The organism is Bradyrhizobium sp. JYMT SZCCT0180, assembly GCF_018130165.1.
Taxonomy (GTDB): Bacteria; Pseudomonadota; Alphaproteobacteria; order Rhizobiales; family Xanthobacteraceae; genus Bradyrhizobium.
The window spans coordinates 1-13,837 of sequence record NZ_JAFCLZ010000014.1 but is presented as its reverse complement, the minus strand read 5'-3'; the positions used below and the strand labels follow the sequence as shown (position 1 = coordinate 13,837).

Genomic DNA, 13,837 nt, shown 5'->3' with positions numbered 1-13,837 from the left:
CGATTAACCCGGACCGGACATCAGCCGCTTGGACTGGGCCCAAAAAATGCCTACGCTCGGGTTGAGGCATCGCAGGCGGAATTGGCAATGAAGCGACGCGGGTTCATCACGCTGATTGGCGGCGCGCCGTGAGGTCGCTTAAACGCTTATTCCAGCGCTTGTTGATCCTGGGGTTGGGCATCCTCAGTATCTGGGTGATCGTCTTTGTGATCTTTGAAACTGCGGACCGCAGGCTACCGTGGCTTCTGGCCTTGGGCCTCACTTATGGAATCGCAGCGTATATTGTCCTCCCCCGCGCCATTCGCATCGGCCTCAAAATCCTCCAGCACAAACTTGTGCCTAGCTTCACAATTACGGGCGATGGACTGCCTGGTGACCCCGTCAACATCGCGCTCATTGGCACAATCCCGCAGCTCCGTACCGCCTTTGCAGCCCTCGGTTGGTCAGAAGCAGATCGATTGAGCGTGGCAAGCTCGTGGCGCATGACGCGCGCGTTCGTATTCAACTCGCCCTATCCGACCGCCCCGTTTAGTACCCTCTATCTCTTCGGACGTGGCCAAGACATTGGTTTCCAGAAGGCAATTGATAACAGTCCGCGAAAGCGCCATCACATACGATTCTGGGCGTTGAGCCTAACGCGTGCTCAGGACACCTGGGGAGCACCAGGCTTCTGGCTAAACACTGACCGGCCACCGGACAATGAACACGTTCTCTGGGTCGGAGCCGGCACCAGAGATACAGGTTTGTCGTTAACTCGACTCACTTTCCAGATAACCCATGCGACCGATTCGGATACGAATGCTGAGCGAGACTACATCATTGCTGAGTTAATAAAAAATCGAGTCATCCAGGCGGTGAAAGTAGTTCAGTCCGGCCAACGTCTGCCCGCGGAACGCGTCAACCACTACATTACTGATGGGGAAGTTACGTTGGCCAGCCTGGTGGTAAATGACGCTTGATACCCGGTTCGCGCTCGTTGCCGTGCTGCATGAGTCTGATTCTGGCACCCTTGAGACGTGCTGCGATGTCCGCTATTCGGTCGCTATCGGGGGTAAACCGGACATGTCGCCGACAACTCATTTCGGTAGCGAATGACCCACAACAGACATCACCACCTGCAGGTTCTCAGACCCTATCGGGCAGTCCAGCGTAGAAGTTAAAGGCCATAGTTCCCGCGTATTTGATCAGCACGATCGATACATCTCCTGCAGAGGCCTTCCGCGCAGGAAGATAGTGTAGGAGTCTTCGCGGCGGAGCCTCTAGACTGTCCAAGGGCTCGCCGAAGCAGTTTAGGGGCCCCCCCGAGCGGGGTCCATGCGTAGCTGCTTGTTGCAAACTGCGCCCTATGAGACTTGCCTCTCAGGTCAGCTTTCGTACAAGATGGCCTCGCAAGAGGAAACGTGCTTGCCATGGAGCACGAGCAACCAGGTCGTGTCGGACGCAGGCTCGCCGCCATAGTCGCGGCTGACGTCGCGGGCTACTCGCGGCTCATGGGGCTCGACGAGGTCGGCACGGTCCGCACGCTCCGCGAACACCGTAGGGTCACCGATGCACTCGTGGAGAAGCACGGTGGACGGCTTGTGAAGAGCACGGGAGACGGTGTGCTGCTTGAGTTTCCTTCGGTGGTCGATGCGGTCGAGTGCGCGGTAGTCGTGCAAGCAGTAATCGCCCAGAGGAACGAAGGCATCCCGCAGGACCGGCGTATGCTGTTTCGGATCGGGATTAACCTTGGAGACATCCTGATCGACGGAGACGACATTCTTGGCGATGGTGTGAACGTCGCCGCTCGGCTTGAAGGCATCGCTGAACCGGGTGGCATCTGTATCTCTTCTTCCGCGTACGAACAGGTTCGTGGGAAGGTTACGGTCGAGTTCACTGACATCGGCGAGCAAATCCTCAAGAACATAACCTGTCCGATCCGTGCCTACGTGGTTGGCCAGACCGCAAAGGCTCATCAGGCCGCCCCCCTGTCATCTTCAGCACCGCATTTGTCTGTAGTGGTTCTGCCATTCGGAAACCTCGGCCGCGATCCCGAGCAAGAATACTTCGTCGATGGCGTCACCGAGAGCCTGACAACAGACTTATCGCGCATCAGTGGGGCGTTCGTGATTGCGCGCAACACGGCGTTCACGTTCAAGGGCAGACCCGTGAACGTAAAGGAAGTCGGACGTGAGCTGAACGTCCGTTATGTGCTCGAAGGTTCTGTGCAGCGCGGAGGTAACCGGCTTCGAGTGAACGTGCAGCTGATCGACGCCGAAACCGGCAATCACCTGTGGGCTGAGCGTTTTGACAAGTTTGTGGCCGATCTGTTCGACATGCAAGACGAAATCGTTTCGAGGCTCGCCAATGCGCTCGATGCCGAACTTATCGCTGCCGAGGCCCGCCGAGCGGAGCGTTCACCGCATCCGGACGCGATGGACTTGGTGTTCCAGGGTAGCAGTTGGTTCAACAAGGGGCTGACACCCGATAGCCTGACACGAGCGCGCGGCTTTTTCGAGAAGGCCATTGCGCTCGATCCCGACAACATCGAGGCCATGGTCGGATTGGCACGGGTCGATGGCTACCTAGGCGCTTCGTTTATGACCGATGACTATTCAGAGCGGCTCGCGGCGGCGGAGACGACCATTAGGAGGGTACTATCCCTCGCACCAAACCACGCTTTGGCCCACGTGACTTTGGGCTTCGTGCAGGTATTTACGAACCGCGCAGCCCAAGGTATCGCGGAATGCCAGCAGGCTTTGACGCTGGATCGCAATTCGGCCCGCGCTCATGCTCTCATCGGGTTTGCCAAGTTCTTCCTTGGTCGCGGCGAAGAAACCGAAACTCACATCAACGAGGCCTTCCGTCTTTCTCCTCGCGACACCGCTGCCGCTCGTTGGCTGGGGTATGTCGGCCTTGCCAAGGCGCAGCTCGGTGCAGATGAGGAAGCGGTCATCTGGATGCGTCGGGGCCTCGAAGCAAACCGAAACCATTCGTTTGCGCATTTCCCTCTCGCGGCAATGCTGGCGCGGCTTGGCGAGTTGGACGAGGCGCGCGCCACGGTACAGGCGGGACTTGCGCTTGATCCGAGCTTCACTATCCGTCGGTTCCGCGCTCACGTACCGAGCGACAATCAGATTCTCATTGCTGTCCACGAACGCATCGTTGCGGGAATGCGGCTGGCCGGGGTGCCGGAAGGGTAGCGTCGTCGGCGACAACATTGACACTTCAAGTTGACGGCACCAGCCAGAGCCCACACTGGCCGGTGGCCCTAATGTCTTATGATCCTGACCTGATCGATCAGTATCGCCGCGTAGCTGGCTATGTCGACCGCATTCTCAAAGGTGAGAGGCCGCACGACCTGCCGGTTCAGGAACCGACTAAGTTCGAGTTGGCGATCAACCTGAAGTCTGCCAAGGCACTCGGTCTCACTGTGCCGCAGACCGTTGCTCGCTCGCGCTGGCGAGATGATCGAATAACAATCCGTTTGCTGCACTGCATGGGTCCGTGTTTGACCGACCCAAAGCAGACATTCCGCCGCATGGACCGGTGCCGAAATGTGATTACGCTGGAAGCGTCATCCAAGGAGTAACGGATGAGGCGGAGAGAGTTCATCGCGGGTGCTGCGGCGTCGCTCGTTTTGCCATTGTCTGCGCCTGCGCAGGAGACCCGACGTCGGATCGGCTTGCTTTTTGTAAACGAGTTGCCACCGACTTGGCAGAGTGCGTGGCTCGACGGTTTGCGAAGCCACGGCTGGGTTGATGGAAAGAACCTGACCCTCGAACCCCGATTTGCCCGATCCCGGGACCGCTTGCCAGCGATGGCAGCAGAACTGGTCACTCTCGGCGCAAATGTGCTTATGGCCGGCAACCCCACAATCGGCCATAGCCCTGAAATCGGCAACCACAACTATACCGATTGTATTTGTGGGGGTGGCTGATCCGGTCGGGATAGGATTGGTGCAAAGCCTCGCCCGTCCCGGCGGCAACATCACAGGTCTTGCGACGTTCGTGCCGGGGCAGTTCATCAGCAAACAGCTACAAATAATTCGGGAGCTGGTTCCGGCGGCTTCGAAAGTCGCCGTTCTTAGCAATCCAGGCAATCTCATACACAGAAGGGTAATCGCCGATGAGCTGCCGCAAGCGGCCCGGCAACTCGGCGTAACCCTACCAGTCTTAGAAGCGACCAAGGAGGAAGAACTTGTTGGAGCCTTCACCTCGGCAGCAGCTCAGCAAGCAGATGCAAGAATCGTTTTTGGTGATCCAATAACCTTACGCAACGCCGGGAAGATTGCTGCGCTGGCTGCCCAACATCGCTTGCCTGCAGTTTATCTTGGTCGAAACTACGTCACGGATGGTGGATTGATTTCGTATAGCCCCGATTATCAAGACCTGTGGCTCCGCGCGGGCGGCTACGTCGGTAGAATCCTCAAAGGTACCAAGCCGGCCGAGTTGCCGGTCGAGCAACCTGCCAAATACGAGCTGGTGATCAATCTCAAGACCGCCAAGGCGTTAGGCCTTACTGTGCCACCCTCCTTGCTTGCAACCGCCGACGAGTTGGTCGAGTAGATGCGGCATATCTACTGTTGGCACGTTTGAGACTTACCCGCCAATCCTGAGAATGTCCGTTCACGGGTCAGACCGGAAGTCGCCGTGGTGCGGCCAAACCGACGCGAATGACCCTTAGCGGTCATGGCACAATGCAGAAGAGCGGATTGCCGCGCTCGACATCCTGCGCCTCCAACACCCGGACTCCCATGGCGCGATGTGGTATGCTTCGAGCTGGATTTAGCGTGGTCCTGAGCCTCCTTGGAGGGCTGCATGAGACGACGCGGTTTCATCAGTGGCGGTGCGGCGGTGGCATGGCCGCTCGCTGCGACGGCACAGCAGAGCGCCAATAAGAAACGTCTTGCTATCTTCAGCCCGTCAGAGCCAAGCGCGGACTTGCATGAGCATAGCGAACGCAAAAAGTACCGAACCTTTTTCGCCGAGCTTCGGCGGTTGGGATGGATCGAGGGACACAACCTCAAGGTCGAACGTTACGGCCGAGAGCAAAACACGTCCGGCCCCGAAGCCCTGGCGACGGAAATCGTTCGGAGCAACCCGGATGTCATCCACGTCGTTGGCCCTGGCGCAGTCATCTTCAAAAAGCTAACATCGCGTATTCCAATCGTTGTGATAACTAGCGACCCCGTTAAGCAAGGGATCGCCGAAAGTCTGGCACATCCGGGCGGCAATTTCACCGGAGCTAGTGTCGACGTTGGTCCATCCATTTATGGAAAACGGTTCGCACTGTTGCGCGAGATGGTTCCAACGATGACGAAACTTGGCTGTCTCGCTCTTGGATTGCAATGGAATGGGCCAACCATAGGTCCCGCAATCCGCGCAGCGGCCGAAACGGCAGGCCTCTCTCTCGCGGTGTCGTTACTGGAACTTGGTACCAGCGAAGCAGGCTATCGGGCGGCGATCGAGAGCATCACCCGCGATGATGCAAATGCGGTCCTAGTCGTCGAGTCGCCTGAGACCGATCAAAACAGCACTTTGCTCGCTAAGTTGGTCGGCGACGCGAAGCTTCCGGCGGATTTTTGGAGTTCCTGAACCCGTCGAGGCCGGGGGCTTAATGGCCTATTCCTTCGATCTAATCGAGGTGCATAAGCGCGCCGCCAATAACATCGACGCAATTCTCCGAGGAGCAAAGCCCGAGCGACATCCCGATCTACCAAGTAACCAAATTCGAGTTGTCCATCAACCTCAAGACAGCCAGCAGCTGGGGCTTTCCGTACCTCCTGCGCTCGTTGCGAGTGCCGATAAGGTAATTGAGTGAACCAAAGGTCCGGTGATGGCACCTTTGAGACATGGCGACCGGTCCAGACGATGTCCGTTTCCAGGGGAAGAGCGGAAGTTCGCGGCGCGCTGTCAAAGTGACGCGATTGACCCAAACCAGACATCAGCACTCATTTGCAGCTCTACGCGGCTGGACAAGTCAGACGTCGGGGGATTGATATGCCGTCTGTTGGCCTGGATGTACGAGGGAGAGCCGGTTATTAACCGTTTCGACATCAAGACCCGCGGCCGCAGCGAACGAGTTGGCGATGGAAGCCAGTTCGTGCCGCGAAATCACGTCTTCGATCCGGACGAAGCCATTTGGCGCGCGCTCTTCCACCAGCTGCATGGCGGCCTCCGGCCCAAAGCTCCGATTACGCAGGGTTATGTCGTTCATGACGGGCCGTCGCGTCGCGTCGTAGTACCGCAGTGCCTCTACTGGATTCGCAGTTTCGATAAGCGCGGCTGTAAGCAACCGAGCGTCGAGAACTGCCTGGGAGCCGGCTTGGCTGCCAATCGGTTGCATCGGATGCGCGGCATCGCCGATCAGGGTGACGCGGCCGAGCGTCCATGCCGAAACCGGGTCGCGATCGACCAGCGGAAACTCAAAGATGTCCGGTGATTGCTCGATCAGCGCCGGCACATCGAGCCAGGGAAACCGCCAGCCGCCGAATGCCGCCAATATCTTGTCTTTGGCGGCACGCCTGTTCCAGTCCTCGCGTGGCGGTGCCTCGTCAGTCACCGTCATTTGGCAAATCCAGTTGGTGAGCAATTTGCCACCAGCCGCTTTGGCGACGGGATAGGCGATGATCCGCTGATGGAAATGTCCGGCGATGACCATCGTGAGGCCGTCCAGGAATGCCTCAGCGTCGACGGCGGCGCGCCATAGCAGCTGTTTCGCAAAGCGAGGACCGCCTTCGGCCGGATAGAGTTGCCGTCGGACCGCGGAATGGATGCCGTCCGCGCCGATCAGCACATCCGCTTCGTCGATCACCTCCGCGCCCGATGCGCGATCATGGAAGCGGCCACGGACCCTGCCGCCAATTTGCTCGAACGCAGTGAACGTCAGTCCGCCGCGGAAATGATCATAGCCGATGCGTTCGCGAACGGCCTTTAGCAGTAGCTGCTGCAGACGTCCGCGATGGAGCGAATATTGCGGCCATCGATATCCGGCCGCCATTCCCCTGGGCTCGCTGCGGATCAGCTGTCCGAACTTGTTGTACAGGTTCAACCGCTGGGTGGCGATGCCGGTCTCGGCGAGGGCATCGCCGAGCCCGAGCTCGACGAGTTCGCGCACGGCGGTCGATTGAAGGTTGATGCCGACCCCGAGCGGCGAGAGATCGCGCACCGCCTCATAGACCCGGACCTTGAAGCCGGCCTGATGCAGGCTGAGCGCAAGGCTCAGCCCGCCGATGCCGCCTCCGACAACGATTATTTCCATCTTTTTCATTTTGCCGCGACGCGGGGATCCCTGACGTTGTTGAAGGTTACAAACTCGACGTTGCGAAGTTCGCCATCCACCTTCTCGACTTTGCGGATGTAGATGTTGTGGACGACCTCGCCGGTTGCACTGTCGATCGACATCGGGCCGCGCGGGCTCTCCCATGCGGTGCCCTTCATGGCCGAGACCAGCGTCTTGCCGTCGGTCGAGCCGCCGGTCTTTTTCAGCGCCTCATAGATCACGTGCATGCCGTCGTAGCCGCTTGCCGCCATGAAGTTGGCGCGAACATGGTTGTCTTTTTGGTATTCGTCGGCGAAGGCCTTGTTCATCGCGGAGGGATGCGCGGCCGAGTAAAAATGCGCGGTTACAGCGCCCAGCATAGCGTCGCCCATGTTCGATAACGCTTCGTCGTCGGTCAGGTCGCCGGGGCCAATCAGCTTGATCCCGGCCTTGTCGAGACCGCGCTCCACGAACTGCTTGGCGAAGGTGGCGGCCTGGACCGATGGAATGAACACGAACAAGGTCTGCGGAGCCGCATCCCGCACCCGTTGCAGGAACGGCGCGAAATCGGGGCTTCGCAAGGGTACGCGGATCATTTCGGCGATCTGACCGCCGGCAGCCTTGAAGTTGTTGGTGAAGGTCTCTTCCGCTTCCAGTCCCGGCGCAAATTCCGTTACCAGGGTCACGGCCTTGCCGAGACCGTTTCGGATCGCCCAGTCCGCCATGATGGCGGACGATTGCGCCAGCGTGCCGCTGGTCCGGACAAAGTAGGGCGATTTTTCAATCACGGCGGTCGTGCTCGATATCATGATGACGGCCGGCTTCTGTGCCTCGGTGAGGAGGGGCGCGCTGGCCATCAGGTCCGCCGTCGGACCGCCGCCGATGACGTCGACCTTTTCGTTGACGATGAGTTCCTGAATCAGCCGCTTTCCGTTTTCGCCGGACGAGGCGTTGTCCTTGACGATCAATTCGATCTGCCTGCCGGCCACGGTGGCGCCGTGCTGCTTGATGTAGAGCCGGGCGCCGGCGATCACTTGCTGGCCCGCGCTCGCCAGCGTCCCGGTCATCGGCATGACCATGCCGATCTTGACCGCGTTTTGCGCGTACGCGCCGCTCGTCGCGGCGGCGGTCATGCCGAGGATTGCAATGGTTCGAGCGACATATTTGCTCAACATGGCCGTTCTCCCTCTGGGTTGTCGGACTGTTTCGCGGGCGCTGATATCCCTGAATCGGGTTTGGTTTGAAATGGCAGTTGTATTATGGCCGCCGGTGGCTGTAGTTTGGAAGTTCGATTTTCCGGCATCCCTGTAGCCTGCAGACTAAGGGGCGAAAATGGACTGGTCAGATCGGATCGGCCGTCGCGTCCGTCTGCGCGACCTTCACATCGTGCTCGCGGTGGCCGAGGCCGGCAGCATGGCGAAGGCGTCCACCAGGCTTGCTATCTCGCATCCCGTTGTCTCCAAGGCGATTTCCGAGCTGGAGCACACCCTCGGCGTCAGCCTGTTCGACCGTAGCGCCCAGGGCGTTGAGCCAACGGCGTATGGAAGGGCATTGCTCGATGCTGCCGTCAACGTATTCGACGAGATGCGCCAGGGGTTCAAGCGCATTGAGTTCCTCGCCGACCCCACCGCGGGCGAACTCGCCGTCGGCTGCCCCGAAATCATCCTGGCCGGTGTGCTGCCGGCGATCACGGAGCATTTTCTTGGCCAACATCCCCGAGTGCAGCTGAGGGTCATTCACGCCGACACCGCGCTGATGCAGTTCGACCAGTTGCGCAAGCACAATGTCGAACTCCTGATCGGGCGTATGCCGATGCCGTTCGTCGAGGAGGATCTCGTCTCGGAGCCGTTGTTCGACGAACCCTTCTCCGTTGTGGCGGGGATCGACAGCCAATGGGCGCGGCGTCGCCAGATCGAACTGGCAGAACTTGCCGGGGAAGCCTGGGTGCTGCCGCCCCCCGACAGTGTTCCGGGCGTGCTGATCGCCCAGATCTTTCGCGAGCATGGTCTGCAGCAGCCGCGCGCCGGCATCCTCACTTTGTCGGTTCAATTGACGACGACCGTGATTGCCACCGGGAGGTTTGTCGGACTGCTGCCGGGTTCGGTGGCGCGATTTAGTGCTGGGCGGGTAGGCCTCAAGATATTGCCGGTCAAGGTGCCGACCGTACTGGGCTCGGTCAACGTCATCACCGTCAAGAACCGCACCCCCAGTCCGCTCGCCCAGCTGTTCATTAGTTCGGCGCGCGCGGTGGCAAAATCGATCTCGGCGCCGGGGACGCGAAGGACACTTGCCGGAAAGTAGTGCGATATCGTGGCGTCTGCATGTGGCACCTTTGAGACATGCCCGCCTTTCCTGAGAATGTACGTTCACCGGGGTAGACCCGAAGTCTCCGTGGTCCAGCCAAACCGACGTGATTGACCCGAAGCGGACTTCAACTTTCTTCAATGGGCAAATGCAGCTAGCCAGTACGAAACACGACAACAAGCTGAATCATACGCACAGTTGCCACGACGTAGAAGCCTATCGCGAGGATTCGAACTCCAAGATGTAGCTGTTGCTTGTTAAGCTGATGTAAGCCACTGAGCGCGTTTAGGATCGCAAGAAGAACTCCGATAGCCAGCACGATAAAGCCAACCAACTCGTCAAATAAAACCCCAAACAGGTCTACGGCCACACCGTGTCTTGTTGCGTAACTTCCCGCAGCCATGATGAGCGCTGCCATAAGAAGATTCCTGACGTGATCGAACAGGTCTTTCAGGCCGCCTTCATCGAACAGTCTTGCCTTAGTAGATAAGAAAAAATCGGACATCATTCCTCCATGACCTGCAGTTAGCCGTTACGCAGGGCGCGCCGACATTCCCATCGACGAAGGCGTCGAGGTAAATGATCCAATCAGCACTAGCAGCTTAAGGGGCCGGTTTTGAGACAGCTGCGATGTCCGCTACTGGCGGATTTTGTTGCAAAAGTCATTGAGACAGGCCGTGAAGCGTGATTCCGTTGTGTTGACGCTATTCTCGGTGGGGTCGATCCATGATGGGCCGTCTGAAGAGTGACCAAGGTCAACTGTTCTACGAGTTTCATCTTGGCGACGCGGTTCCCGAAGATCACCTAGTGCGGAAGATCGATGCTGCGCTCGATCTATCCTGGCTTCGCGGCAAACTTGCACCTCACCATTCGTCGATGGGCCGCCCGTCGATCGATCCGGAACTAATGATTCGGATGCTGGTCGTGGGGTATGTGTTTGCGATCCGCTCGGAGCGGCCGATCTGCCGTTAAGTGCAGGTGAACTTGGCCTATCGCTGGTTCTGCAAGCTCGGTATCGAAGATGCTATCCCGGATCATTCGGCATTTTCGCGCGCCCGCAACGAGCGTTTCCGCGATGGAGATGTTTTCCGCCACATGTTCGTGCATCGCGGTCGGTCTGGTTGGCGGTGAAGGCTTTGCCGTCGATGCGAGCCTGATTGCGGCCGACGCCAACAAGCAACGCTCAATCACGGGTCAGGATTGGCGCAAGGATCGCGATCCGGCGAGGTCCAGTCGCGCGGTGAAGGAGTATCTGGCGACCCTCGACGATACGGAGTGGGGCGCCGCCAGCGACGTTGTCGAGGCAGGCATCACGTTGACCCTGCCCAAGCCGCAGACGTCCGGTGCCAAGTCAGATGGCCGCTTCGGCAAGCAGGACTTTGTCTATTTGCCTGAGGAGGACGCCTATCGCTGTCCTGCTGGGGAGCAACTGCCATATCGCTCTACGAACGAGGAAGACGGCAGCGGTTACGACGCTACTGGACCACAGCCTGTCAAGATTGCTCGCTTAAATAGCAGTGCGCGACAGGCCAGAGCGGCGGATTCCACGATGGGAGCATGAGCATCTGCTCGAAGCTGTACAGCAGCGCCTTGATGCAAACCCACAAGCTATGCGCGTGCGTCGCGAGACGGTCGAGCATCCGTTCGGCACGATGAAGGCCCGTATGGGAGCGACACACTTCCTCACCAAAACGCTTCCAAAAGTAGCCGCCGAGATGGCTCTCTCGGTCCTAGCCTATAACCTGACACGGGTCATGAACACCGTCGGGACCAAGCCGCTGATGGCTGCGATCGTAGCCTGAGACCGAACTGGTCCTGGCTTCTCTCCGACTTCCTTGGAAGGGTGTTTTTACACGGCCAAGACTCATAGCGGACGTGCAGCAAGCGATGGCCATTTTCCTGAATTGGTCCACGGGCACGATCCGTTCCTATGGGCGGTGGGGTGCTGGCCCCTTTCCATCCCTTCGCCAAGTTAATGGTCCCTTTTGATTTTTAACGTTGGTCCCTTTTGGACCTCATCAGCGCCGCGCTGCTGCCGCGCTCTGTTCATCAGCCATAGTGGGTAGTCCCGGAACGGAGCAAGGCGGTATCGGCCTATATTTAGAACCCTATTGGCCTAGTTTGGAAACAGTGGCTTAATTTGAAGTGTGACGCACGTCACTGTGAGCCCGGTCACGGCCCGGCATAGTCCCCTCACATTAACGGCGTACAGCGCCGCATGGAGGGACCCCAAATGCACAACCTGGATAGCACGCTCAACAATCGCCAACTGAACGTCGAGGAGTTGGACTATGCGTCCGGTGGTTGGACAACGATGCACTTGGCGAGCGAGCGCGCGCCGAGGTTCATAAAGAATTCAAGGGAAGACAGGAAGATTGAGAATTGGACTGGCCCGACCTGACGCGGCCTTACTTTCATTTGGCCCGTAGTCGTCCCACAAACAGAGAGTTAAGAGGGCCTCAGTTCGCGAGGATATTGGATTTGCCGTACCCAAAGCAATAGGTATTGGCCTGTTTTGATCCCAGTTGGCCGGTGGCGGGTCGCGCGCTCCATTAAACTATTGTGCAGTGCGGAATTTAGTGTCCTTATGTGCGCAATCGTGCGCATGTGATTCATCACCGCCCGGCTTTCGGTATCTATCGGTGACTGCGAGTTCGGTAGTGCTCCCGCCCAATCCAGAGGGAGCAGCATCATGCCGGAATACCGAGCCTACATCATAAGCCCTGACGGCCATTTCCAATCGGCTGTTCCAATAGTTTGCCCAGACGACGAGGCCGCAAAAGAGCAGGCTGAGCAACTTGTCGATGGCCACGATGTTGAGTTGTGGCAATATACCCGCAAGGTGGCCAGGTTCGAGCGTAAGTCCTAATGTCGGAAAATGACGACCGGAGGGAATTGGAGCGTCGGCTGGAGCAAGTCCGCAGAATATCGCGCTCCATTACCGATCCTGTCGCGCTGCTTCACCCGGTTGACCAATGGCTTTAGCAAGAAGCTGGACAACCACGTCGCAGCCGTCGCGTTGTACGTCGCTCACTACAATCTGTGCCGCACTCACGAACCCTGGCAATCCATGCTCAATGATTTTTGCGCGTCGCACTACAACGCTCCAGAGCGAGATATTATTCGCGCGGCTTTGGATTTCTTCATTCAAAACAGACTGGATGCAGAGCCGGAGGTAAGGAAGCGCTATGAGGAAGCGCGCCGCAGGCGGCTTAGCTTATCCGATTCTTTGGTTCGTATCGTCCCCAAAGAGAATGAGTGATTTCCCCGGTGTGCGACCTATCCACAGGGCTGTTCCGGGGCCGCGCAGCGGACATCAAAAGAAACGGCCCCAGCGAGGGGTCTGAATTCCCACTGAGGCCGTTAGCTTGGGGTAGGTCCCCGAGGTCTCGCAGGTCCCGGGTCTGAGGACTGTAATCTCTATTCCTCAAGAAAAAGGAAACGGCCCCAGCGCCTGTCGGGGGACTTCGCGCTGAGGCCGTTTTGATATGTCCGGGTTGTCTCACTCCAGACATGCGGCCTCAACGCAAAGTCATAGCCACTTGTTCCCGAAATTAACTCACGCATATTCAGAACCTTATGCCGCCGCAGGCGTAACCATTAAGCTGGGGCATTGCAATTTCCAGCTCGGAGCAGCGCCACCAAGCAATATTTGGCTTGGGGGCGCTGTTTCCGTAAGTGGCCTGTTTTAAATCTGCGAGTGGCGCTTATGCCGTAGGCGGGCGCGTTCGGGTAGGCATAACAAGCTTCGCCTTGCCGCTTTCGAAGAATCCGGACAGATCGGCAGAGCGCTCTAACACCCGCCGCGCGCGGTCTTTTTGCTTTCAGGCAACTGCGTAGGTCCGTTTGAGTGTGTGAGAAGAATCAAGCCTTCTTAGTACCCTCAGGGCCAGACAAACATCTTTATGTTGTCATCACTGAAGCTGATGACTCTGGATGCATGTGCTAGCCAACATCACATCGATGGACCCCGATATCCCTTATGACAACCCGGAAGACACTTGCTCACATTGAGTTCTTCTCACTTTGGCACTTTTGAGACATGCCTGCTCGTCCTGAGAATGTCCGTTCACCGGGGTAGACCGGAAGTCGCCGTGATCGGGGCAAACCGACGCGAATGAACCCAACTGCGACATCAAGGCTGATCGCCTTTGAGGCGAAAGGGGTGTCATTCTTCTCGCTGGCCGGTCGCAGAGTATCGCACGAAGCTTTTCCAGGAGGCACATGCAACGCCGCGATTTCATCGCGATTCTTGGCGGCACAACGGCGTTTTGGCCGCTTGGCGCACGCG

General features: G+C 58.3%; 10 protein-coding genes and 2 pseudogenes. 8 read left to right on the top strand and 4 right to left on the bottom strand.

All coding sequences use genetic code 11. The annotated features are described in order from the left end of the window. The first annotated feature begins 128 nt into the window (after positions 1 to 128). From JQ641_RS20755 to JQ641_RS20735, 5 genes are all read left to right on the top strand, one after another. Positions 129 to 959 carry an LssY C-terminal domain-containing protein gene (locus JQ641_RS20755; protein WP_211997823.1) on the top strand — a complete coding sequence of 277 codons (831 nt, stop codon included), beginning with the start codon at positions 129 to 131 and terminating at the stop codon, positions 957 to 959. A 450-nt stretch (positions 960 to 1,409) separates the two neighbouring features. Continuing rightward, complete coding sequence (locus JQ641_RS20750; RefSeq protein WP_211997822.1) at positions 1,410 to 3,182, top strand: adenylate/guanylate cyclase domain-containing protein; 1,773 nt, start codon at positions 1,410 to 1,412, stop codon at positions 3,180 to 3,182. Positions 3,183 to 3,199: 17 nt separating this feature from the next. Then, positions 3,200 to 3,571: an ABC transporter substrate binding protein gene (locus JQ641_RS38745; protein ID WP_349628596.1), complete on the top strand. Its 372-nt coding sequence runs from the start codon at positions 3,200 to 3,202 to the stop codon at positions 3,569 to 3,571. A gap of 259 nt (positions 3,572 to 3,830) precedes the next feature. Beyond that, positions 3,831 to 4,547, top strand: a complete 717-nt coding sequence (locus JQ641_RS20740) for an ABC transporter substrate-binding protein (RefSeq protein ID WP_249150589.1) — start codon at positions 3,831 to 3,833, stop codon at positions 4,545 to 4,547. A gap of 252 nt (positions 4,548 to 4,799) precedes the next feature. Continuing rightward, complete coding sequence (locus JQ641_RS20735; RefSeq protein ID WP_211997821.1) at positions 4,800 to 5,576, top strand: ABC transporter substrate binding protein; 777 nt, start codon at positions 4,800 to 4,802, stop codon at positions 5,574 to 5,576. Between the two features lie 385 nt (positions 5,577 to 5,961). Here JQ641_RS20735 and JQ641_RS20730 read toward each other — a convergent pair whose 3' ends face one another. Both JQ641_RS20730 and JQ641_RS20725 read right to left on the bottom strand, forming a co-directional pair. Next, positions 5,962 to 7,242 (bottom strand): flavin-dependent oxidoreductase, encoded by a 1,281-nt coding sequence (locus JQ641_RS20730; protein ID WP_211997997.1) that lies wholly within the window; start codon positions 7,240 to 7,242, stop codon positions 5,962 to 5,964. Positions 7,243 to 7,247: 5 nt separating this feature from the next. Beyond that, entirely contained in the window at positions 7,248 to 8,417 is a 1,170-nt protein-coding gene (locus JQ641_RS20725) for an ABC transporter substrate-binding protein (protein WP_211997820.1), read from the bottom strand. A 157-nt stretch (positions 8,418 to 8,574) separates the two neighbouring features. Here JQ641_RS20725 and JQ641_RS20720 point away from each other — a divergent pair, with 157 nt between their 5' ends. Continuing rightward, positions 8,575 to 9,543 (top strand): LysR family transcriptional regulator, encoded by a 969-nt coding sequence (locus JQ641_RS20720; protein ID WP_211997819.1) that lies wholly within the window; start codon positions 8,575 to 8,577, stop codon positions 9,541 to 9,543. Between the two features lie 157 nt (positions 9,544 to 9,700). On the opposite strand, the gene JQ641_RS20715 is transcribed toward JQ641_RS20720, so the two are convergent. After that, positions 9,701 to 10,051, bottom strand: coding sequence for a hypothetical protein (locus JQ641_RS20715; protein WP_211997818.1), 351 nt, complete (start codon positions 10,049 to 10,051; stop codon positions 9,701 to 9,703). Positions 10,052 to 10,272: 221 nt separating this feature from the next. On the opposite strand from JQ641_RS20715, the pseudogene JQ641_RS20710 reads away from it, so the two are divergent. Both JQ641_RS20710 and JQ641_RS20700 read left to right on the top strand, forming a co-directional pair. After that, positions 10,273 to 11,348: pseudogene (locus JQ641_RS20710) on the top strand (transposase). 1,151 nt (positions 11,349 to 12,499) lie between these two features. Next, a pseudogene (locus tag JQ641_RS20700) lies at positions 12,500 to 12,604 on the top strand (transposase); the annotation flags it as partial. 947 nt (positions 12,605 to 13,551) lie between these two features. Here the strand turns inward: JQ641_RS20700 and JQ641_RS20695 are convergent. Further along, positions 13,552 to 13,837: hypothetical protein (locus JQ641_RS20695; RefSeq protein ID WP_211997816.1), on the bottom strand; the 286-nt coding region annotated here is incomplete at its 5' end.